Raw genomic sequence first — 22,446 nt, 5'->3', positions numbered from 1 at the left:
AAGGAATTCGGACTTCAAGCTGGCACAACGGTAACTAGTTGCTAACGGTGCTACAATCACGTCACTTAATACTGATAGTGAATGAGGTAAACATTATGAATGTGACCATGTATTTAAATTTAGATAGTTTTGAATTTGAACTGGCAGATAGCCAGGTGATTGATGAATTAGTGAGTAAAAAGAAACTGAAAGTCACGATGTTAGATCATTATGGTCGCTTGTACGAAGGTGACTTGGCAGAAGCTTTTTCATCTGATGATTTGACGACACGTGATTTAGTACCGGGCAACTTATACTATGACATTGAAGATAAACGACTCGTGTTGCCATATGAATTGCTGAAAAAGATGGACAAACATTATGTGCATTTAGCAGCGGCAGTTGATGCCGAAGCGTTTGTCGCATTTTTGAAGCAAGCAGATCAAGAAATAACACTGAATTGCAAATTATAAAAGCAGGCGGACACTAAATCCGCCTGCTTTTTAAATGGCACGCAAAATAGCCATACTTATGATACCGACTAATACCGTCCACATAATGGATTTCGTTCGCCAAATTGTAAGCAATGTTGGAATCGTTGCGAAAACGGCTAGCCAATTAATGCCAGGGAGTTGTCCTGTTTTAATCACAACTAGATTTTCAAAAAATAAAGCTGTCATCAGGCTTAGCGGAATGAATGCTAAAAATGATTGGAGCCAATTTGGTAATTTACCAAACCGGACCAATACAAACGGTGAGATACGAGGCAACCAGGTAACTAATCCGGCAGTAATCAGCACAATGACGTAATAACTTGTCATACGAAACCTCCTGGGCGTTTAGCATTTAAATATGCACTTAGTCCGGCAGCAACCACAGTAGCAATCAGCACTGCGCTTGCACTACCAACGAATGGTGCCATGATTAGATAAATCAAAATCGTGCTGCCAACAGTTGTGATGATTAAACGGCGAGTTGTGACGACCTTGGCGGTATCGATTTGAAAATACCAAAGGGCCGCAAACATCGCGACTAATGCAAAATCCAAGCCGAATTGTTGTGGATTTGGAATGAACTGACCGAAAAAAGCGCCGACGAAGGTTGCGACAATCCACGCTAGATATGACGCGATGTTTACACCATGCTGCCAACCAACCGTGATACTTGGATTTATTTGTATGATTGCTAGCAAATACACCATAAGACTCGTCGGTTAGCAGGGATCCCATACCAATCGCTGATGGCAATGATTGATGACTAAATTTTTGCGCCACGGATAACGACATCAATAAGTGACGTGCGTTAACTAGAAAGACTAGAGAAGTAATCGCGGAAACTGGTGCCACGGAAGCAACCAAACTGGTCATTAAAAATTGGGCACTACCGGCATAAACAAAAATCGACATACCAACAATGAACCAAATCGGCAAATGCGCACTAACGCCTAGAATCCCAACCGTTAACCCAATGCTCAAATAACCTAGCATAGTTGGCGCAGCGTCTAGTACACCCCGTTTGAATGTGTAAGTTTCGTCCATAAGCCCACCCTACTTTCCCGATTCTAAAGATATGTGCAATTAAACCATATTGCCCCGAAAATCACTAACGAGAAATTTGGCACCACAGTTAAAAATCGAATTTAAAGAAGCACCGGTTTAAGCTTTAATAAGTTCCAATGTAGTTAACGAAAAAACATCAAAAAAATAGACGAATCGCAATTACGATTCGTCTATTTTTTGGTCTAAGCGCGAGAAAGTTCGTCTAAAGTTTTGCCCTGATTATCTTTTAATTGAAGCCAGGTATTTGTACCGGCAAAATACAAAAAATGGCCAACTTCATTAGCGCTCTTCAAAATCACATCCTTGGTAGTGTGACCATTAGAAATGGCATCTGCGTGTTCTTCACGTAATGTTAGGGCGAATCGTTGTGCAAATCCAACTGAGCCATCCTTATTTAGTGGCATATCAGTTTGCAACGTTGCACCAGCGGCGATGATCATTTCATCACGCTTGCGCCAAGTCACGGTTGCCTTTGCGCCATTGTAGTCAACGAAGAATGGCACATCTGCAAAAGCTTGCTTAAAACGATGTTGCACTTTTGCAGATTTTTTTGGACCACTAGTGTTTGTAACCAAGGCTGCCAGGTGCTTCGCGATTCCGTCAGCTAAGTCGGTTGTACCAAGTAAGTCAGGCAATGCATTGGCTGTTTCTTCGGATAAGGTAATCGTGATTTTTTCGGGCATGAATAATTCCTTAAATTACTTGTGATATGGGCTGTGAGCGTTAATCATAAACGCACGATAAATCTGCTCAGTCAAAACCAGGCGCATCAATTGGTGTGGCAACGTAAAACGCCCAAAACTAATTTGGGTATTGGCGCGTTGCAATACTTCAGGCGCTAAACCGAGTGAACCACCGATGACGAAAGTGATGTCTGAATCACCACGAAGCGCCAACTTATCGATTTCAGCAGCAAGTTCTTCACTACTACGTTCGTTTCCCTTGATGGCTAAGGCGAAAACGTATTCCTTATCTTTAATCTTTGATAGGATTCGTTCACCTTCTTTGCCCATAACTTGGTCCATTTGGGCCTGTGACAATTGTTCGGGCGCTTTTTCGTCAGGAACCTCGATTATTTCGAACTTTGCAAACTTTTGCAAACGTTTTGCGTATTCTGCAATACCATCTTTCAGGTATTTTTCTTTCAATTTTCCGACACCAATGATTTTAATATTCATCCGTCTTAAACCTTTCTTAAGAAATTTATTGATTTCATCATAGTTTTTAACAGTTGTGGATAACTGTTTAAACAAATTGCAATTACTACCTTTTCCACATGTTACTAACAGGTTGTGAATTGGCTACAAACGTTATTATATCAAAGATTCATAGGGTTTACGTGGATAGTTATCCACATTTATCCACAGATGGGTAAAAATCGTGTGGATAACTCTGGAAACGCTAGAAACTCGGCATTTGATCATAATTTTTCACAATTTAAGCCACAAAAAATTCTGGAGTAAAAACAGTTTTGCACACCCTATTTTTGCCTGAAATAATCGAATACAAAGTATGAAAAGGATGTAAGTTTGTAATATTCGGAAAACAGGATAATTTAGCATTATTTACATGAAAATTGTGATATTTACCGATAAAAGGCGTACATTTCGGCATGTGAATTCAGAAAGTCGCTAAAATCACCGAATTAAATTAAGGTTAAACTTAACAATTGTTTAGAAATGCCCAGATTTGGGGGTATTGCATGTAACAATTAGTTTCGCACAGGTTTTCCACACTGACTTTTCCCCCGTAGATAGTGGGTTTCATTGCACAAATGGCCATTTTATCCACAAGTTTTCCACAGGTTGTGGGGAAAAGAGTGCGGTTATCCCATATTTATCCACAAAATTCTGTGTAAAACCTTCATCACGCATCCTGTATAATAAATCAAGTTGGGGGATACTTAATATTATGAAAAAACGATTCAGTGGTTTAACACCGCCACAAGTCTTAACGTTAGGTTTTTTGGCAATTATCTTTGCTGGCGCCTTGATTTTGACATTACCAATTTCGCATCAACAAGGTGTTCATATTAGTTTTATGGATGCGTTATTCACAGCTGTGTCGGCAACTGCAATTACAGGTTTGACCGTTGTGAACACAGCAACCACTTGGTCATTGTTTGGTCAGATCATTTTATTGATTATGATTGAAATCGGCGCACTTGGATTTATGACGTTTGCGGTTTTGCTATTTGCAATTACCGGGCAGCGCATGGATTTGAAAGCCCGTTTGATGGCGCAACAAGCGTTGAATCTGCGCAATTTAGCGGATGTTAAGAGCGTGCTGCAGTACGTCTTCTCGCTATCTGCCATCATCCAAGTCATTGGCGCTGCTTTGATGATGCCGGACTTTATTCCCCGCTTCGGCTGGACGCACGGTATCTATTTGAGTATTGCATCATCAATTTCGGCGTTCGGTAATGCTGGATTTACATTTTTTGATGAACCAGTATTCTTCTTACGCAACGATCCATACATTTTATTGGTTTGGATGTTGTTAATTTCAGCTGGTTCACTTGGATTCCTGGTTTGGCGCGATTTGCTGTTGTTCCACAAGCAGCGTCGCTTGAGTTTGCACACCCGCGTCGCACTACACGTTTCAGCATGGCTAACGGGACTCGGCTTCTTGTTCTTCTTGTTTACTGAAAAAGTATTGGCGCCGTTGGCTAACTCGACTTCAATTGGTCATCGTGTGATGGATACACTGTTCTTGGCAGTTGTCCCCAGAACGGCAGGACTTGAAGTTGTGCCACTTAGTTCGATTTCAGCAGCCGGCTTAATGATCATCATGCTGTTAATGTTCGTCGGTGGAACGCCAGGATCAACCTCTGGTGGTATTAAAACAACGACGCTTGGTATTTTGTGGTTGCAGTCAATGGCAGCCCTCAGAGGCCAAGAAACGGTTAATTTCGGTGGTCGTCGCTTTAGTCAAAAGATTGTGATTAAAGCGATGATGTTGGCTGTTATTTCCAGCGTATTTGTGATTGGCGTGTCATTGTTGTTAACCATCACGGAAGCAATTCCTAAGGGCGAAGGGCTTGAATACATCGTCTTCGAAGTTATTTCAGCCTTTTCAACAACTGGTTTCTCGATGGGGCTCACCCCTCACCTAACCGATTTTGGTAAGATCGTCATCATGATTGTGATGTTCATCGGCCGTGTTGGTTTGTACACGGTTATGTTCTCAGTCATGAACATTCGTGAAAAGCCAACGAGTTTCCAATACCCAACTGAAGAAATCATCATTGGTTAAAAATTGAGCACCGACAATGTTTGTCGGTGCTTTTTGTGTGCATTCTGGATACAATAGTCTTAAACATAGGAATTACTAACGGGGGAAATCATGACGAAAGTTGATTTGGTAGCAACGGACTTAGATGGGACGTTTTTGAGTGATACAAAAAGGATTAACGAGGACTTTTTCGACCAAATATTAAAGCGTCTCGAAGCGACCGGTGGGCACTTTGTGATTGCGAGTGGTCGTGATGAAGAGCAAATTCATAAGCAATTTAAGCCATTTGTTGGGCGTTATGATGTTGTGGCCGACAATGGTGCAGTCGTTCGAACAGCCAACGGTGAATTGTTAAACGTATCTGGCCTATCTGTAGCAGAGGTTGAAACGATGATGCAAGTTGTCGCCGATTTGCCGTTCGATCCACGCCAAGGTGCCCTATTCACTGGGCATGAGGCAGTTTACATGTTGCGTGATCAAGGTCGTTTGAACCTGGCTCATCAATCATTGGTCTTGATGATGTTTTCAAATGTTAAGATGATTGATTCGTTAGATGAGATTCACGAACCAATTTTGAAGGTGACAATTACGTATGCCGAGCATCAAATGATGGATTTCATTGCTGCTGCGCGTGAAGCGTTGGGTGATCGCGCTCACGTGACGACATCAGGGTATGGCTCAGTTGATATTGTGGCGCCGGATGTTAATAAAGCGAATGGATTGGCTTATGTTGCGAAGCATTATGGCCTTGATTTGGAGCAAGATTTAGTTGCCTTTGGTGATGGTTTGAATGATGCCGAAATGTTGGCAAAAGCGAAGCGTCCATTTGCGATGCCAAATGGTGATAAAACGTTAATTGCGACCTACCCTGTTGCGGATGCTGATAATAACCATGACGGAGTTTTAACGACTTTGGAAAATTTATTAAATAAATAATAAGACGGCAATACGTTTCAATATGCAAAATTATGCATATTGAAACGTATTTTTGTATACAAAAATCTTCCTACAGCTTGACGTTCAAAAAACGACTTTGTGAAGTTCACAAACCAGCAACATTGTTGATTTAAAATTTAAAGATGAAGTTAAATGTTTGTTCGCATCGAAGCTCAAGGAGGAATAATCATGGCATATATGGTATTTAAAGTTGGCGCACAACGGGTATCATGCACTGTATATGATGGTGAACAACCAAAAGAACGATCTGGATTCGATGTTTTAGGGGCTGATGAACAGATTGTTGCCAAGATGAAGCGATTGATCAAGCTATATGGCGCCTTTTATACGTTGAAAAGTGTCGGTGTACTAACCGAAACCGGTGATTTTAAAGAAAAAACGCTGCAAAAGTTGCCAGTAACAGTAGGTAAATTGGCGGCTGAAGACACAGTCAAAAGCACCTGTCTAATGTATGATACAAACAACTAAAAGTTATTTGTGAAAGTTATCACAACAAAAGGTTTAGATTTTATAAAGGTGGTAGTGAATGTTTTCACAAAACAGTAATATCAAGGGCTCAGGGTGACCAGAAATAAAAAATCACCGTCAAAAATGACGATGATTTAGCAATTATTTGAGATTATCCATTGCTTCGTTAAGCAATTTGTCTACCAGAATGTTACCTGCACTGGTTGCGTGACCCTTCACCCAGATGAATGACAAACGATCCTTTACTTGTTGCACCAAATCATAGACTTGTTGCCAAGCAGTTAAATTAGCGATTTCGCCGGAAGCTTTGCGCCAACCCTTTGATTGCCAGTTGTACATCCAATCCGTAACGGTATCTAGGACGTACTTTGAATCGCTGACAATCGTGACTGGCTCAGAAACTTTGGCCATCTGCAAAAGCGCGTTGATTAGACCAAGGATTTCCATTTCGTTGTTCGTGCGACCGTAAAAAGCGCCACTGTCTGAGAAGACTGGTGTCTGCATATCTGAGCCACGATAAATAGCAATCGCCCAAGCGGCTTTGTCAGTTGGACGCACGTGGCCACCAGCTACATTGCCTGTATTGCGACTACCACCGTCCGTGAAGATGTAATAATATTCATTTTTTGCATCAAATTTACCATCGTAAGCTGTTTCGTATTTACGTGATAAATCACCTGAAGCGCCAGTTTGATCATCAAACCAGGCTTGTGCTTCAGCGCGCGTTGCAAAGCCCTTGTACTTTGGTGCTGGCTTTGTGTGGGTGTACTTTTGAACCTCAGACCATGGCTTGGTGTAGAGGCCCTCGAACTGGTTTCCGACAATTGCGTAGGTCTTCATTGTTTCTCCCTAATTTTCGATTAATCTTATGTAATATCATAGCTTAAATTGCTATGTAACGGAATTATTCAGCTATTTTTTATTCGAAGGGGAACCGGATGTTTAAGTATTATTTCACTTATGAACCATCGATTCCAACGGGCATTGGGTTTGGTCAATTTTCATTGACGCACGGCACAATGCTTTTGCTGATGGCGGGTTTGATTTATTATATTGTCCGCTATTATATTGCAGCAACTGACAGTCGTCGTCGCCACATACGTTGGGGGATTGCGATTGCCATTTGGACGATGGAATTATTTAAGGATTTCTATTTGGCTGTGACTGGTCAATGGGAACCAAGTTTGTTGCCGCTGCATTTGTGTGGCTTTGGGTTGATGATGATTGCGGTGGATGCCATCCATCCTAACAAAACCACCCGCGAAATCTTGTATAGTTTGACGATTTGGGGTGCCTTTGCGGCTGAAATATTCCCAGATTGGGCTTACTATCCAATTATGAATCAATGGGCATTACAAAGCTTCTTGATCCACGCATTGTTGATTGCCTATCCAATGATGTTGATGGTCAGTGGTGAAATGGTGCCAAACTGGCGTGAGTTGTGGCGTCCAGTATTATTCTTGGTGGTTGTCGTGCCGTTTGTCATTTGGGTAAATGGGCAATTGGGAACGAACTTCTTCTTCCTAAACGTTGCAGCGCCAGGATCACCGTTGGAGCCTTTGCAACAAGCGTTTGGTCACGGCGGTTTGTACATCACCGTCGTGCTGTCGCTGTTGGCGTTGTTGTGGGTGATTATGTACACACCATGGGAAATTGCCAAGCGTCGTAAGGCAGCAGTTGCTGTCACAGTATAATCTGATATGAAAAAACGGTAGAACCCAAGGTTCTACCGTTTTTGTGTTTACAATGGAATTTTTAAATCACGTTCAGGCTGAATGAGGCTAGTTTTCTTAACGAAAAACACGTTCATTAACCAGGCTGAGATAACAGGGGCGATGATATATGCACCAAGCAGTCTCAACCAAATATAGGCGCCGTCAGAGGCTTGCAAGGCGGTTAGGGGGCCAATTAGGCCAGATGCGCCAAAACCAGCTGAAAACGGTGTTCCTTTGATTGACAAGAGTGTTGCGACACCACCAGTGATTCCGGCAGCAATCATGACTGAAATGAATAATAATGGTTTGCGCAACATATTGGCCATTTGAATTTTTGGTGAGCCGATAACATGGGCAATTGTGCCGCCGATTGGATTGACCGAAGCGCTCATCCAGGCTAATGTTAGCGCACCAGCCACGATTCCAGCGTTTGCCGCACCAGATCCGACGCCAGCGATGCCAAGCGCAGTCGCAATCCCAACTGATGAAATAGGTGAAACAATCAAGGCTGCAAACGCCAGTCCTAGGAAGACGCCCATCGGCAATGGTGAAAGGTGGGTTGCCACCGCGACAACATTGCCGACTGCATTTTGGATGCGAATCATCCAAGGCAAAGTCGCTAATCCGATGCCACCACCAATCAACAACGTGATAGTGGGCAAGAAAATAATTTTTAGTTGTCCGAGTCGAGGTTCCAACACAATCACGAGCAAAGCTGAAATGAACGTGACGAGCATAATGTTCAAAATCGCGCCGGTACCGGCTAGGGTATAGGTGTTGTTCGGATTAATCGTCACTACACCGGCTGAGACGACGCTCGCTAGACCGATTGAGGCGGACGCTAACGTACTGAGTCGGAGGAAATAACCGACCGCAAACGCAGCAATAATTGGCAACATGCTTTGTGAGACATTCGTCATCATGGTGATGAGGCGAACCCAAGGATGTTGGCCGAAAAGTAATAAGACCTGGCTCGTTAAAGCAGGTGGCAACAAAGCGATGATAATGCCGAGGCTATTACCATTTAAGACGTTCAAAGTGAAATCTTGCCAATTACGGCGCGGTGATACAAGCGTTTCAGGGTGCATCGTGGGCGTCTCCTCTTTATGGGTGCGGAAATTAAAACGCCGATTTGACAGAACAAATCGGCGTTGATTTGTTGATACTAATCATACGGACAAACCGGTTAGTGTCAACTAGTTATTTAACTTTAATTTGTGATCCAAGTGGCTAAAAACAATTTTATCGGCATAACCGATAACGACTCCTTGGAAAAAGAATGAGACCAAGGTTCCGATGTTAACCGCTACCAGGTTTCCAGTAAAGGCCCAAACAGCCATTGAGATGACCATCGGAATGGCGAAATTAACAATTTGCGCGACACCGGCGTTTCCCTTGAAGAACATGAAACGCGTTAGATTTGTTAGGTCATCTAGGGGATGCAAAATGAATTGCAAACGCTGGGTGATTGAAACCCCACAACCGACTGAAACGATTGCAATTAAATCAATCAACAAGCGGGTGGACATTGGTAAATCACCGATGCCTTGTGCGACAAAGAATGATGAGACAAAGCCGATAATGATACTAAACGTCAAGACGAATAGTAAATTACCAATCACGCGTGGCCAGTCGATGCTCTTCAAAAGCATGCAACTAAGAATCGCAGCGATAAACCCGTATGCAAACAAAAACACACTGATTGATAGGCCGGTTGCGTTGGCTAGATTGGCTGCAGATGCCGTCCAGGGCGCTGAACCCATGTTGGTGGCAACAGTTAAGCCGTTACCGACAGCGTTAAAGAGCAAGCCAGCAATAAAATAAAGTCCTGTTTCACGACTGCTTAAATTGCGCAGCTGTCCGTTTTCGTTGTACATCGTCATTCACCTCTTTCTCTATTCTAACAGTATGTGTTAATGAACAAAACGACTGTCAGGACTTTTTAGAAGGTTAATTGACGAGGTTATGTTACAATAATGTTACAAGTGGAGAAATTATTATATAGGGGGACTTAATTATGGGTGCTTATGGCGCTTTTTGGCGTAACTATTTTAACTTTTCAGGACGTTCAACGCGATCAGAGTTTTGGTGGCCATACATTATCAACATTGTGATTGTGGCGGTTCTTGGAATGCTAGCAGGGACACAAAGTAGTCACTGGTGGACGGCGCCGTTTGGTATCGCCACAGTTGTATTTGGTGCATTGATTATTATTCCAATGTGGTCACTAATTGTGCGTCGCGTGCGTGACACTGGTGTTGAACACGTTGTGCTTTGGAGTATCGTTGCGATTATTTTCGATATTGTGAGCTTTGTATTCGGATTTATTCCAACGAAGCAATTCGGAAATCGTTAACGTTCGGAAAAATAGAGATAATGTTCGTGTTTAGAGGTCGTTTTCGGCCTCTTTTTATTTATTGTTTGCAAAACCTTTGTGTTAATCGTTTTAATGTGCGACAATAGTTAAGTTGTTTTTAGAAAAGTGAATACATTTTATAAGGAGTTTTGCTTCATGTTTGAACGCTACTTCAAGTTGTCTGAACTTGGGACGACGATGCGCACGGAATTTTTGGCCGGTGCGACAACGTTCGTTTCAATGGCCTACATTCTCTTCGTTAACCCATCTGTTTTGGGTGCTGCGGGGATGGATAAAGGGGCCGTGTTTACGGCAACTGGATTAATCGCAGCGATTGCAACCATCTTTATGGGTGCCGTTGCACGTTATCCTTTCGCCATTGCACCGGGACTTGGTGTGAACGCCTTCTTTGCTTACAGTGTGGTAATCGGAATGGGCGTTAAATGGCAAACGGCATTGGCAGGCGTATTCGTCGCCGGTGTTATTTTCTGGATTTTGACAGTTCTCCGCATTCGCGAAACGATTATCAACGCCATTCCAGCTGATTTGAAGGCTGCTATTGCGGGTGGTATCGGTTTGTTTATTGCCATGATCGGAATGGTCGACGGTGGGATTGTCGCGGCCAACAAGTCAACGATTATTGGTTGGGGTGACTGGAGTAATCCACAAGTGATGCTAATGATTTTCGGTGTCTTGGTCAGTTTTGCGTTGTTCGCACGTAAGATTCCAGGTGCCATCTTTATTGGTATCGTGATTACATCAATCGTTGGATTGGTAACAGGTTTGATTCCTGCACCATCTGGTATTGTTGCTGGTGTGCCAAGTTTGGCACCGACGTTTGGACAAGCCATCTTCGGTTTGCATGACGTGTTCACAATGCAGATGATTCCGGTTATTCTAACGTTCTTGCTCGTGGCATTCTTTGACACGGCTGGCTCATTGGTTGGAATCGCTCGCTCTGGTGGGTTCTTGGTCAACAACGAATTGCCACGTGCTGGTAAGGCTTTGATGGCTGACTCAATCGGAATGCTGGGTGGTGCCTTGTTGGGAACGTCACCTACAACGGCGTTCGTTGAATCATCAACTGGAATTGCTGTTGGTGGTCGTTCAGGAATGACATCAGTGTTTACAGGATTCTTCTTCTTGTTGGCATTGTTCTTCTCACCATTGTTGGTGGTTGTGACGTCTCACGTGACGGCCCCAGCTTTGATTGTAGTAGGTGTGTTGATGGCTGGAAATCTTGCTGCTGTTAACTGGGAAGATTTCCCAATTGCTGCTGCGTCATTCTTGACAGTTATTGGGATGCCATTGGCTTACTCAATTTCAGATGGAATTGCCATTGGATTTATCGTGTACCCATTCTTGATGATCGTTACTGGTCGTGGCAAGAAGGTTCACCCAATTATGTATGCACTAGCAGTTGTCTTCATCGGCTTCATTTACGTGCTACAAACTAATCATTAATAACACTGGTTCATGTGAAACAAAAATGGGCAGGGCTACCAATTTTGGTATCCCTGCCCATTTGTTTTAGTGAGATTCGACGAATGCCTTAAAGTTTGGCATGACCGTATCCAACCAGGCAATTGTACTTTCATCAGTGACGTCATCTGCGCCACTCAACTTTTGGTGACCGGCACCAACTAGCGTATCATTACCCATCAAAACGGGTGACTGTAGGGCAAACAAAATATCGCGCAAGTGCATTTGCGCATAAACTGTTCCCAAAAATCCAGGTGTGGTACCCATGATTAATGATGGCTTGTTGATCATGACCTTGTCGACACGTGACAACCAGTCGATGGCGTTCTTTAGGACCCCTGGAATTGAGTGGTTGTACTCAGGCGTCAACCAGATGACACCATCGGCCTCTTTAACAGCTTGCTTGAACGCGACAACTTCTGGTGAAGGCGTCAGTTCATCATCCACACTGTAAAATGGCAAGTTATTGATAGAAAGAACATCAATTGATAGGTCATCAGAACCATAACGCTTGGTCAAAAAGTTAGCTAAGACACGGTTTAATGAGTTCTTGCTGTTACTACCCACAATTGCAACGTATTTCATAAATCTTTTCTCCTACGTTAATTGAAAATTACTGTGTTCAAGTTTACAGCAGGAACGATGAAAACCAAAATGATAGCCATTATTTGGCAGATGTTTGTTGATGCGGAAACAAAACCCACCTATAATGAAAGTAGTATAGGAGGGTTTTGTTATGGACCAACAACGCGTTTTCATTCAGAGTTATATGTCATTAATGAGCAAGTTAGTCGGATTGAATCAATCGAAGATGAGTGAAAAACTTGCTGATTATCGTCACCCAGAAGTGGAGACACTAGAGTTCATTGCGAATCATCCAGACGATGCAAACGTCACAAAATTGGCGGAATATTCTGATATGACGCGTGGTGCAATTACAAAAATAACGAATAAGATGATTGAAAAAGGGCTAATTACTGATTATAAGAAGCCTGAAAACAAAAAAGAACGTTACTTTACGCTGACCGACAAGGGGCGCGAAGTGAATGAAGTTCATGAGTCGTTGAACAATAAATTTTTCGATCGGGACAAGCCGGTGTTCGATGCGGTGAGCTCAGCAGACATTGATAAGATGATTGCGTTTGCCCAAACCTACAGCCAATTTTTGGATGCAGAAATAGCGAAAACAAAAGAATAATGACGTGAGCTGCAACTGGTTTTAAACGAGTTGCAGTTTTTTTATCGCTCTTATTTTGTTGACAAGGAAACAAAAAGAAGAGTTGAATAAATCGACGATTCTTGCTCATAACAATTTAACGAGGTTTTATCTATATGTTCCATTCAAAGACGATGCAAGCTGAACCGCTACCGGCTAATTTGGTTAGCATTGCGTGGTTGCTAGTCCTTGGTGCGATGGCGCCTATGTTGGACTCAACGATGGTGAATATTGCTGTTAATCAACTGCGCATTGATTTTGGTACCAGCCTGGCACTGATTCAGTGGACAGTTACTGGCTTTATTCTAGCGATGGGTGCTGCCGTGCCATTTTCAAGTTGGCTAGTTGATCGTTTTTCCGGCAAGATGGTCTATTTCTGGTCAGAAATCGCATTTGGTGTTGCGTCACTGCTTGCTGGCCTATCAGGTAATGTTGAAATGTTGATTGCATTGCGCATTGTGCAAGGATTTGCGGCTGGTATGATTATGCCGGTTATGTTCACGCTGCTAGTTGATTTATTTGGCGGTGACAAAATGGGTCGCGTGATGTCGATTATCGGTGTACCTATGACATTAGGTCCAATGGCCGGACCAATTATCGGTGGATTGATTGTCCAATTGATTTCATGGCGCTGGATTTTCTTCATTAATGTGCCAATTGTTTTAATCTCAGCATTGATGCTATATAAGAAGGTGCCAGCGATTGCGCCTAAAAATCCATCTGCTACTTTTGATGGCTTTGGTGTTGGACTGTTAGTCGCACTTTCAGTAACGTTTGTTTATGGTACGGTGCAAGCCAGCACGACCGGATCGTTTAACAACCATCTAACGGTTGGCTTTGGTGCGGTGACAATCGTTATTTTAATCGGGTACTTGTTGTATGCTTGGCGTTATCCAAATACGGCAGTGTTGCCCCTTCGTCTTTTCAAGCACCGCAATTTTTCAGGTGCCATGCTAGGAAACCTACTAGCCGGCTTTATCACTAGCGGCCCAATGATTTTGTTGCCCCTCTTTTTCCAAGATGTTCGTGGCGAAAGCGTCATTATGGCTGCGGTATCACTCATTCCACAGAGTGTCGGTATGCTAGTTTCACGTGGAACAATTGGTAAGCTAATTGATACGCTTGGTGCTCGTTCGGTTGTCATTGTGGGTACAGTACTTACTATTATTAGTACGTTGCCATTTGTATTTTTTGATGCCAAGACGGCTTACTGGTTAATCGCCGTTGTGATGTTTGTTCGTGGTGTCGGTGGTGCGGCGGTTAAGTCAGCCATTCAAGCTGATGCATATGTTGGCATCGAACGTGCTGATTCCGGTAAGGCATCATTGGGGTCTAACTTGTTTCAACAAGTTGGATCAGCTTTTGGTTCAGCTGTCCTAGCCACGTTGGTTGCCGGCTTTGTTAGTGCACATCACATTGTTCAAACAGCTCAATTGTTGGGTGCATACCAATATGCATTTGCCTGGGGCACGGTCTTTGTTGTCTTGATGATTGTCCCGGCATTTATGCTAACTCACAAAGTTAAGTAAATTTACTCCACAAAACTGTTCATCTTCGCGTGAACAGTTTTTTATTTAGGAGGATTAAATGACATTCGATGTCAGAGGTTGTATATTTAGTTAATAACGAATTTTTTTAGGGTGAGAAAATATGGAGTGGATGATTGAGAAAAAGGACCGCCAAAAAGTAGAGTTATTACGCTACTTGGTTTCGCGGCCGGAGATTAAATTGCCGCTTAAGATGGTCCAAGAATACTTTGACTGGTCAAAGTATATGGTGCTGTCGACAATTCGTGGCTTAGTTGACGATATGCAGGAGTTTTACGGTGAGGAACCATCGTTTTTCAGGTTGTCAGCAGATGAAAAAATGATTGAGTTAACGCGGAATCGCAACGTGGATTCGAACGTCTTTGCATTGCATTACATGCGTCAATCAATTCCATGGCAATTGATGCGCGAGACGTTTAACGAAACGATGCATTCTTATGAAGATTTTGCTGTTCGCAATTTAACGACAGTTTCTTCAGCGCGTAATGGAAAGTTGCAACTCGACGAATTCTTTGAACAGCACGGTATTAAAATTACGCAGGATTATACCTTGGCTGGGAATGAAGCAGAAATACGCGCAGTGTACTTCCGCCTCTTCGTAAAGTACTTTGCGGATCGCATTTTTCCGTTTTCGGATGAAGAGTTGGCGTTATCAAATCAAGCGATTAAAGCGATTATTAAAATCATTTCACCTGAAGAGACCAAAATTCGTCAGAGTAAGCGTATTGCGTTGCGATTTTCAACTGCGATTTGGCTTGAACGCCTACAATTAGGGCATTTTGTGGAAGATGATGCAATTGATGATTTGTTGTTGCCAAATGACCAGCTAAACGACAAGTCACAACGCCTCATTGCATATTTTGAACAGCAAGTGAAGTTGCGCGTGCCGGACATTACAGATGAACAATTACATCGTGAGGCGCGTTACGCACTGATTGCGTTATTCTCAATTGACGTTGGTTACGAAGTTGGCCGATATGAAAATTTGACGCCATCAGCAGCGGGGATGATTGAAGGATTTATTCGCTTGGTTGACCGTCATTATGATGACTTCTTCGGTTATCAATTAACGGCACGTGAACGCGATCTTATTCGAGAAGTGTTCTTCGGTACGTTGATTGGGGCGGTGGTTAGTCCGACAAGTGATGATCGTCAAATGGTAGTGCGTTTCGATGCAGCGTATGAACAATTCCCACTAATGGCTGATTTTACGTTGAACCTGATTGATGATATTGCGGAGCGTCGTCATCTTGATGTGACGGCAGCGCGAAATGCGTATTTTGAAATTTTGTACGTTGGCTTTGCATCGGTGTTTGATATGCACCGTGTTTTTCCAAAGATTAAGGTTGCGATTGATATTAACTATCAATTTGGGCTTGAGGCCATTTTGACCGATATGTTGCTCGGATTACGAGCCATGAACGTCGAAGTATCTGAATTCATCGATGATGATACCGATATTTTGATTTCTGACATTAATCATGCGCAGATTCCAGAAGAAAATACGTTTATCTGGCCAACGATGCCAACGTCATTAGACTTTGAACAATTGCGTCGTCGCTTAAGCGAGTTGAAGGCAGAAAAGTTTGAAAAAGAGCGTGGTGTTAAGCTACGGTTCCCTGCAAACTAAAACGTTTTTTTTATTGTTAAAAAAAACAAAAAAATAACAAGCAAACCTCACGGGGAGCCGTTATTATAAATAGCGTAATAGAAATGATGTGCAAGAGAAAAGGGACGCTATATTATCTTTGCCAGTTGTTCAAGCGTGCTCTTCTGCGGGAGCCAAACTTGTAACCAAACAATTAAAGTCAGTGACTTTTTGGGGTTTGTTCAAATTCAAGTGAATGACAATGGTGCCTATCTGCGAAGGCGATAATTGTGTGATCACAAGTGAATCTGCACAGATGATTTTGTTACGGGAAATATTTTCAAATATTTCTACTCACTCAATACTCTCTCTAAAAAATAAAAACCAGGATGTCTGCGCATCCTGGTTTTTATTTTTATCGGCTGAGGTTGTTTAGCACATCCAACACGGGTTGGAATGCTTCGAGTGTGTGGTAACGATCACCAATTAGGACACCGTCATAACCGATGGCACTGGCAATTGGTGAACCAACTTCATCCATGTGACCACCCAGAATCAATTGGTAATCAATGGCTGGGTAATTGCTTTTCATGAAAGCACGAATGGTGTTGTGGACGTCGCGAATTTCATCGATTGAATAAAGGGCGCGACCCATTTCGGTAGAAGCCAATGATTCATACGCGATGATGATTGGCTTCGTAATCTTTTGATCCAAAAGCAAAATATCTAGTTCTTCAGTGACCATTTCCAAATTACTGTATTGGCCGACTGAAATGATTGGCTTAATATCATTTTCCAAAGCGTTTTCGAGACGCTTGCGAACGATTAGCAAGCCTTCGTTAAGTGACTTACGACGTTCCAAGTGGCCGATGAAACTCGTCGTGATACCAAGTGAACGCAAGACACTAGGTGAAATTTCACCCACAGTACGTTCTTTAATCGTCAAATTTTGACTAATGACTTCAAACTTATCGTGGTCATTATCAACAGGCAGCGTTGGCGCGATTTTTAAGTCAACTTGAACTTCGGCATTATCCAAATCGCTTAGAAATTGCTTTTGAAGTTCAAAATCCACTAAGTTTTTAAAATTTAGAACAGCTAACATTGATTTATCCTCCCCCAAAGGTAACGTTGTTATACTTTTCGATTGATTACTTGCAGTATACCCCATATTTCTGATGAAAGAATGGCTGATAATCGAATAATGGAAACTGAGTCATGAAAAAGCCACGAAAACATGGTTTAATTTAATTCTGGGGGGAAGGTCATGAAGGTATATCACGTAAAATGGATTTTAAAGGGCCTGTCAGTTATTGGTATCTTACTAACGATTTGGGCGATTTTTAAACTTTATCAGATGGGCGCTTTTAGTAATTCAAAAGTCTTAATTGAATTGCTAAAAGGATACGGAATTTTGGCGCCAATTGTTTTTATTTTGATTCAGATTATCCAAGTGGTCATTCCAGTGTTACCAGGTGGTGTATCGTTAGCTGCCGGTGTGTTGATGTTCGGGCCTTGGTGGGGATTCTTGTACAATTATATTGGTATTGTATTAGGATCTCTGGCACTGTTTGCCTTAGGAAGGCGCTTTGGTCACCGCATCATTGATATTTTTGTCAGTGAGGCGACCTTGGACAAATACATGCATCGATTGGATTCAAAAGGCTGGCACATTACGTTTGCGCTGCTTATTTTTGCACCAGTCGCACCGGACGATGCATTGGTTCTTTTGACTAGTTTGACGAAAATGACTTGGCGAGAATTTACATTGATCATTTTGCTCGGAAAGCCACTTTCAATACTTGCGTATAGTTTGGGGATGCTTTACGGTGCTGATTGGCTAATGAATTTTGTTGGCAAGTAGCGTATTTGAGACATAATAATTGTAAAGATTATTACGGCGTTATTCCTAACTTTTTATGCGTTAGTTACAAGTGAAGTTCGGCAATGACCGGATATTAATAAACAGACATTTGTCCTTGTACGACTTTAAACAATTAACCCCGCGAAACCTATGTTTCGCGGGGTTTTATGTTACATTTCAATGTTTGCTAAATCGTTAAGATTTCTTGATAATAGATAAGTTGAGTTTTTCTATTTGGAGGAGATGACATCATGTCACATCACACACAAGCTGACCGTCAATTAACGACGGGGAGCTTGGCAGTTGCTATGGTTCCTGCGATGGTAATTTCCGCAGGCCTAACAGCACTTATGGCAGCGAAAGCATATGAAATGATTCGGCTAGCAAATGCGAACGGAAAAGTATTAGAAGAGAAAGCGAAGCAAGCAAATGATTAAGCGTGTATTTACGTATCTAAAAGATGACGTCATGTTCACGGTTAGTATGTTACTTGCTGTTGGGACGTCTTTCTTTGTAACACCTGATTTCGGGGCTGTTAATTGGCATACTATTTTCAGTTTGATGTCGATGATGATTTGGGTTGGCTTTTTGGAACGAGCAGGCGTGTTGCACGCTGTCTCAGTTTGGTTGGTCAGCCGTAGTCACCATGCGCGAACGCTGATGACTTCTGTCACATTCCTATCGTTCTTCGGAGCGATGTTCCTATCAAACGATATTGCCATTTTGACGTTGATGCCAATCTATCTACGATTGGCCAAGGATCTGTCAGTTCGATTGAAGATTATCGGGTCAACGTTGGTTATTATGGCGGCCAATTCAGGGGCTATCTTATTCCCGTTTGGTAAGTCACAAAACTTGTACATGTACGGGTTCTATCACGTTAGCGTCGGACAATTCTTCAAGTGGTCAGTGTCATTGACGTTGGCTTCATTGGTTTTGATGTTCATCATTACGCGATTCGTACGTGCGACGCCGTTGGAAATCAAGTTGAAGCCAGCTGATAAGCTAAATCATGGCTCACTTGTATTTTTGGCGATTACCGGGCTTATCTTGGTTGCTACAATCTTCGGCTGGACGCCATTTAACGTTGTTGTGCCATTGATTCTGGTTGCGTTTTTCATTTACAACCGCTCAATGTTCAAGATGGTCGACTTTGGCTTGCTAGTCACGTTCTTTTTCTTCTTCATTGCGACGAATAATTTGGCGCACATTGAAGTTATCCGTGAATTGGTCAGCTCGTTGTTTGACACCAAGTCACACGTCCTATTCGGAACGTTCTTCTTGAGTCAATTCATCTCAAACGTGCCATCAACGATTTTGATTTCAACATTCACCGATCATGCGCGTGAATTATTTATTGGATCAAACATCGGTGGATTGGGAACGGTGGTTGCATCAATGGCCAACTTGATTGGATTCCGTGTGTTCCGTCAAATTGAACCAGACTCATCTAAGTCATTCATGAAGTTGTTCATGGTTGTGAACTTCGTCATGGCAGCAATTTTGCTGGTGATTTTTGGAATTTAATAATTAAAACGGCTGTTGCTCATATATTGAGCAACAGCCGTTTTTCGTTATTCGCTTCGAGCTGGCAATTCGACACTGGCTTCTGCCAAAACGTGACCGACTAAGTCTTTACGAAGTTCGTTAAAGAAATAGCCGGGCGTCAAATCTAGCGTTGTATCAACGGCGTAAACCGTTAATGTGTAATCGTGTGTTTGATCAGGTGGCATTGGACCAATGTATGATTGCGTAATTTCAGGCTTACTGTGCTTGAAAATACTGTACATTGAGTTCGTACCAGGGACAAATGGCGCGTCAGATGTCGCTAGGTTTTCTGGTACATCACCCACAGGGAGGTTTGCGACTGTCCAGTGAATCCAAGGGAATCCCCCAACTGGGATTGCGTCATAATCAATGAATGCAATCGCGAGTGTTTCAGTACCGGCTGGCACGTCGCTAACGGCGATTGGAAAATTAACAACGGGATTATCTTCTAAACGATATTCCGCTGGTGCAAACTTGGCATACTTATCAGGCAACAAGCCTTGATTATCAAGCGTTACGGATACTTTCATAATTGGTTCCTCCAGATGCTTTTGGTGTCAGTTTACCACAGCTGCCAAACAAAAGTGTTGACGGAAAAATGGCAATCATGTATTCTAAAGCCACATACGAATACGATAACCTATCAAGAGTTCGGCGAGTGATACCACACGATGACCCGACAGCAACCTACAGCAATGCAAGGTGCTCCACTGGTAACGGATAGGTGCTAATGATAACGGCACCTACTGGTTTTGTAGGTGTCGTTTTTGCTATGCAAAAATATTTTTAGGATGGTACTCGTAATGGGTGTGATTGATGTAGAGAAGATTCAGAAGACGTCAACGTTAGGATTGATGATGGCAGTCAGCAGTTCGCGGGGGCACCACCCTGCTGCTGGTGCTTATGGCGCAATGGCCAACAATCTCAAAATTGGTCAATTGTGGAATCGTGCGCAGCAGAATGATGCTTTAGCACGCAAATTTGTGGATGAACATCCAGAAATTTTCAGTTCCAAGGCATCAAAGGAACCAGCCAAAACGGCAGTTCAAGAAGCAGCTGAGTCATTGGTTGAGATTGAGGAACGCATCGTTGAACAACAAGAATCACTTGATTATCGTCGCCGTTTCTTGTTGGGATTGTTCAGTGAGGAAGAATTAGCGGAGGCAGAAAAAACGGCACGTCGCCGGGCACATTTAAATGATGTTTCACGTGGAACGGAATATCGAAAGTTGCCGGACTAAATCAAACTGGTGTAAGCTTAGTTCACTAATACGAAAGCATGAGATGAGGTTTTGAGATGGACTTGGCACTTGATTTGGCACGCACAGCTTTGGTTGTGATTGACGTACAAGATGGGATTGTGTTTAAGGGTGAAGCAACCCCAAATACACCGGAACAATTGGTGGCACGCAACAACGAGTTGGCGTCAGCTTTGAAGAATACGGCAGCTCAAATTGTGTTGGTACGTGTTAAGAATGATGGCGCAGAAGGATTTAATCCTGTGACCGATGCACCATACACACCAGCGCAACCATTGTCAGCTGAGGCAACCCACCTGTCATTGGATATTGCGGCTGACGAAACAGCTGAGAACGTGATTGTTGTGAACAAGCACAACTGGGGTGCATTTTATGGCACTGATTTGGATGTGCAATTGCGTCGCCGTGGCATTGACACGATTATTTTGACGGGTATTGCGACATCAATTGGCGTTGATACAACAGCCCGTGAAGCAGCCCAACGTGGCTACAACCTCGTGTTTGTGCCAGAAGCTATGACGGATCGTACGGAGCAAGGTCACAACGCTTCGGTAGAGGTGATTTTCCCACGCTTAGGGAAAATTCGTACGGTCGCAGAAGTAAAGACGGCAATTTCTGAAGCAAAATAGATGGAGAGCCTGAAATTAAGTTTCAGGCTTTCTGTTTTTCGGACTAGTGTCTGGCTAATCTGGGCAAATGGCGTTAATATGGCAACGATAACAAAAAGTAAGGAATGGTGAGAGACGTGATTGAATTTCGCAATATCTCGAAAATTTATCAAGGTAAGCCAGCGGTCTCGAACCTAACGTTGGATATTGCTGACGGTGAATTATTTGTCTTAGTTGGCCCAAGTGGTAGTGGGAAAACCACGTCAATGAAGATGATTAACCGATTGGTTGAGCCGACTGACGGTGATACGTACGTACGTGGTAAGCGTGCGATTGACTACGACTTGGTTGAACTGCGTCGTGGGATTGGCTATGTGCCCCAAAACTCGGCTTTGTTCCCGAATATGACGATTTTTCAAAATGCCGGTATTCAGTTGGAAGCAGCTGGCGTACCGCTAGAACAGCGTCAACAACGCGTATACGAATTGTTGAATCGAGTCGGGCTGCCAGCAGAACAATATGCGAACCGCATGCCAAACGAGCTTTCAGGCGGTGAACAGCAACGTGTTGGGATTGTCCGTGCGTTGGCGTCAAAGCCAGATATCATTTTGATGGATGAGCCGTTTAGTGCTTTGGATCCATTGTCACGTCGTTCTCTACAAGATTTGGTGTTGGAATTGCACGCAGATTTGCACACCACCATTCTTTTTGTGACGCACGATATGAGTGAAGCAACGCGCCTAGGAAACCGCATTGGTGTGATGTATGATGGCGTTTTGCAACAAGTTGGCACACCAACGGAAGTCACGACGCACCCAGCAAATGAGCTGGTCGAAGCAATGTTTAGCGAGCGTCCAGCAACCATGATTCAAGCCATTTTGGATGCTGGTTTTGGTGAACCAATCACCGAAATAGGTGACGAGCCACAGCTACAAGCAACCGATTACTTGGCTGAATTATCGAAGCAATTGGTTAATCATTCAGCTGTGGTCATTAATGGGACAACCAAGTTAACGGTGCAAGATTTGTTGCAGTATTTGGCTGCGTTTTAGAGAAAGTAGAGTGT

The 22,446-nt window shown here is 43.0% G+C and carries 26 protein-coding genes and 1 pseudogene; 16 read left to right on the top strand and 11 right to left on the bottom strand.

What is annotated here, in order from left to right:
• Positions 1–95: 95 nt before the first annotated feature.
• Entirely contained in the window at positions 96–452 is a 357-nt protein-coding gene (locus tag ACAW68_11180) for a cyclophilin-like fold protein (protein ID XGA15996.1), read from the top strand.
• A 30-nt stretch (positions 453–482) separates the two neighbouring features.
• Here the strand turns inward: ACAW68_11180 and ACAW68_11175 are convergent, their stop codons facing one another.
• The 5 genes and pseudogenes from ACAW68_11175 to rlmH all read right to left on the bottom strand — a co-directional run bounded on the left by ACAW68_11175 (position 483) and on the right by rlmH (position 2,716).
• Positions 483–800 (bottom strand): AzlD domain-containing protein, encoded by a 318-nt coding sequence (locus tag ACAW68_11175; GenBank protein ID XGA15995.1) that lies wholly within the window; start codon positions 798–800, stop codon positions 483–485.
• On the bottom strand, positions 797–1,171 hold the full coding sequence (locus ACAW68_11170) for a hypothetical protein (GenBank protein ID XGA17035.1): 375 nt from the start codon (positions 1,169–1,171) through the stop codon (positions 797–799). Before ACAW68_11170 ends, ACAW68_11175 begins: the two co-directional genes overlap by 4 nt.
• Positions 1,172–1,193: 22 nt before the next feature.
• Positions 1,194–1,466, bottom strand: a pseudogene (locus ACAW68_11165) (AzlC family ABC transporter permease).
• 254 nt (positions 1,467–1,720) lie between these two features.
• On the bottom strand, positions 1,721–2,221 hold the full coding sequence (locus ACAW68_11160) for a hypothetical protein (protein XGA15994.1): 501 nt from the start codon (positions 2,219–2,221) through the stop codon (positions 1,721–1,723).
• Between the two features lie 15 nt (positions 2,222–2,236).
• Positions 2,237–2,716, bottom strand: coding sequence for a 23S rRNA (pseudouridine(1915)-N(3))-methyltransferase RlmH (gene rlmH, locus ACAW68_11155; protein XGA15993.1), 480 nt, complete (start codon positions 2,714–2,716; stop codon positions 2,237–2,239).
• A 733-nt stretch (positions 2,717–3,449) separates the two neighbouring features.
• Here rlmH and ACAW68_11150 point away from each other — a divergent pair.
• The 3 genes from ACAW68_11150 (at position 3,450) to ACAW68_11140 (ending at position 6,197) form a co-directional block, all read left to right on the top strand.
• Positions 3,450–4,793 carry a TrkH family potassium uptake protein gene (locus tag ACAW68_11150; GenBank protein XGA15992.1) on the top strand — a complete coding sequence of 448 codons (1,344 nt, stop codon included), beginning with the start codon at positions 3,450–3,452 and terminating at the stop codon, positions 4,791–4,793.
• Positions 4,794–4,883: 90 nt separating this feature from the next.
• A complete protein-coding gene (locus ACAW68_11145; protein ID XGA15991.1) occupies positions 4,884–5,708 on the top strand; it encodes a Cof-type HAD-IIB family hydrolase in 825 nt (274 codons plus the stop codon).
• A gap of 189 nt (positions 5,709–5,897) precedes the next feature.
• On the top strand, positions 5,898–6,197 hold the full coding sequence (locus tag ACAW68_11140; GenBank protein ID XGA15990.1) for a hypothetical protein: 300 nt from the start codon (positions 5,898–5,900) through the stop codon (positions 6,195–6,197).
• 141 nt (positions 6,198–6,338) lie between these two features.
• Here the strand turns inward: ACAW68_11140 and ACAW68_11135 are convergent, their stop codons facing one another.
• Entirely contained in the window at positions 6,339–7,037 is a 699-nt protein-coding gene (locus ACAW68_11135; protein XGA15989.1) for a ribonuclease H family protein, read from the bottom strand.
• Positions 7,038–7,135: 98 nt separating this feature from the next.
• Between ACAW68_11135 and ACAW68_11130 the strand changes: the two genes are divergently transcribed.
• Positions 7,136–7,891 carry a YwaF family protein gene (locus ACAW68_11130; GenBank protein XGA15988.1) on the top strand — a complete coding sequence of 252 codons (756 nt, stop codon included), beginning with the start codon at positions 7,136–7,138 and terminating at the stop codon, positions 7,889–7,891.
• 47 nt (positions 7,892–7,938) lie between these two features.
• Here the strand turns inward: ACAW68_11130 and ACAW68_11125 are convergent, their stop codons facing one another.
• Both ACAW68_11125 and ACAW68_11120 read right to left on the bottom strand, forming a co-directional pair.
• Complete coding sequence (locus ACAW68_11125) at positions 7,939–9,000, bottom strand: PTS sugar transporter subunit IIC (GenBank protein ID XGA15987.1); 1,062 nt, start codon at positions 8,998–9,000, stop codon at positions 7,939–7,941.
• Between the two features lie 108 nt (positions 9,001–9,108).
• On the bottom strand, positions 9,109–9,789 hold the full coding sequence (locus ACAW68_11120; protein XGA15986.1) for a hypothetical protein: 681 nt from the start codon (positions 9,787–9,789) through the stop codon (positions 9,109–9,111).
• 140 nt (positions 9,790–9,929) lie between these two features.
• Here ACAW68_11120 and ACAW68_11115 point away from each other — a divergent pair, with 140 nt between their 5' ends.
• Together ACAW68_11115 and ACAW68_11110 are read left to right on the top strand one after the other, a co-directional pair.
• Entirely contained in the window at positions 9,930–10,268 is a 339-nt protein-coding gene (locus tag ACAW68_11115; protein XGA15985.1) for a DUF805 domain-containing protein, read from the top strand.
• Positions 10,269–10,424: 156 nt separating this feature from the next.
• Positions 10,425–11,732 carry an NCS2 family permease gene (locus ACAW68_11110; protein ID XGA15984.1) on the top strand — a complete coding sequence of 436 codons (1,308 nt, stop codon included), beginning with the start codon at positions 10,425–10,427 and terminating at the stop codon, positions 11,730–11,732.
• Between the two features lie 66 nt (positions 11,733–11,798).
• Here the strand turns inward: ACAW68_11110 and ACAW68_11105 are convergent, their stop codons facing one another.
• Positions 11,799–12,335 (bottom strand): NADPH-dependent FMN reductase, encoded by a 537-nt coding sequence (locus ACAW68_11105; protein XGA15983.1) that lies wholly within the window; start codon positions 12,333–12,335, stop codon positions 11,799–11,801.
• A 151-nt stretch (positions 12,336–12,486) separates the two neighbouring features.
• Here ACAW68_11105 and ACAW68_11100 point away from each other — a divergent pair, with 151 nt between their 5' ends.
• The 3 genes from ACAW68_11100 (at position 12,487) to ACAW68_11090 (ending at position 16,143) form a co-directional block, all read left to right on the top strand.
• Positions 12,487–12,948 (top strand): MarR family transcriptional regulator, encoded by a 462-nt coding sequence (locus tag ACAW68_11100; protein ID XGA15982.1) that lies wholly within the window; start codon positions 12,487–12,489, stop codon positions 12,946–12,948.
• A gap of 134 nt (positions 12,949–13,082) precedes the next feature.
• Positions 13,083–14,495 (top strand): MDR family MFS transporter, encoded by a 1,413-nt coding sequence (locus ACAW68_11095; GenBank protein XGA15981.1) that lies wholly within the window; start codon positions 13,083–13,085, stop codon positions 14,493–14,495.
• A 121-nt stretch (positions 14,496–14,616) separates the two neighbouring features.
• The gene (locus tag ACAW68_11090; GenBank protein ID XGA15980.1) at positions 14,617–16,143 is read left to right on the top strand and encodes a helix-turn-helix domain-containing protein; all 1,527 of its coding nucleotides are present in this window, start codon (positions 14,617–14,619) and stop codon (positions 16,141–16,143) included.
• A 373-nt stretch (positions 16,144–16,516) separates the two neighbouring features.
• Here the strand turns inward: ACAW68_11090 and ACAW68_11085 are convergent, their stop codons facing one another.
• The gene (locus tag ACAW68_11085; GenBank protein ID XGA15979.1) at positions 16,517–17,206 is read right to left on the bottom strand and encodes a triose-phosphate isomerase; all 690 of its coding nucleotides are present in this window, start codon (positions 17,204–17,206) and stop codon (positions 16,517–16,519) included.
• Positions 17,207–17,368: 162 nt separating this feature from the next.
• Between ACAW68_11085 and ACAW68_11080 the strand changes: the two genes are divergently transcribed.
• From ACAW68_11080 to ACAW68_11070, 3 genes are all read left to right on the top strand, one after another.
• A complete protein-coding gene (locus ACAW68_11080; protein XGA15978.1) occupies positions 17,369–17,965 on the top strand; it encodes a TVP38/TMEM64 family protein in 597 nt (198 codons plus the stop codon).
• Between the two features lie 251 nt (positions 17,966–18,216).
• Positions 18,217–18,402 (top strand): hypothetical protein, encoded by a 186-nt coding sequence (locus ACAW68_11075; protein ID XGA15977.1) that lies wholly within the window; start codon positions 18,217–18,219, stop codon positions 18,400–18,402.
• Complete coding sequence (locus tag ACAW68_11070; protein ID XGA15976.1) at positions 18,395–19,492, top strand: SLC13 family permease; 1,098 nt, start codon at positions 18,395–18,397, stop codon at positions 19,490–19,492. The genes ACAW68_11075 and ACAW68_11070 overlap by 8 nt, the downstream gene beginning before the upstream one ends.
• 47 nt (positions 19,493–19,539) lie before the next feature.
• Here ACAW68_11070 and ACAW68_11065 read toward each other — a convergent pair whose 3' ends face one another.
• Complete coding sequence (locus tag ACAW68_11065; protein XGA15975.1) at positions 19,540–20,043, bottom strand: YbhB/YbcL family Raf kinase inhibitor-like protein; 504 nt, start codon at positions 20,041–20,043, stop codon at positions 19,540–19,542.
• 273 nt (positions 20,044–20,316) lie between these two features.
• Here ACAW68_11065 and ACAW68_11060 point away from each other — a divergent pair, with 273 nt between their 5' ends.
• The 3 genes from ACAW68_11060 to ACAW68_11050 all read left to right on the top strand — a co-directional run bounded on the left by ACAW68_11060 (position 20,317) and on the right by ACAW68_11050 (position 22,432).
• A complete protein-coding gene (locus ACAW68_11060; GenBank protein ID XGA15974.1) occupies positions 20,317–20,754 on the top strand; it encodes a hypothetical protein in 438 nt (145 codons plus the stop codon).
• A gap of 56 nt (positions 20,755–20,810) precedes the next feature.
• Positions 20,811–21,401 carry an isochorismatase family protein gene (locus ACAW68_11055; protein ID XGA15973.1) on the top strand — a complete coding sequence of 197 codons (591 nt, stop codon included), beginning with the start codon at positions 20,811–20,813 and terminating at the stop codon, positions 21,399–21,401.
• 116 nt (positions 21,402–21,517) lie between these two features.
• Entirely contained in the window at positions 21,518–22,432 is a 915-nt protein-coding gene (locus ACAW68_11050) for an ABC transporter ATP-binding protein (GenBank protein XGA15972.1), read from the top strand.
• Positions 22,433–22,446: the final 14 nt, after the last annotated feature.

Source organism: Weissella confusa, assembly GCA_041871065.1.
GTDB classification, from domain to species: Bacteria; Bacillota; Bacilli; order Lactobacillales; family Lactobacillaceae; genus Weissella; species Weissella confusa_A.
This window is presented reverse-complemented; position numbering and strand designations above follow the sequence as displayed.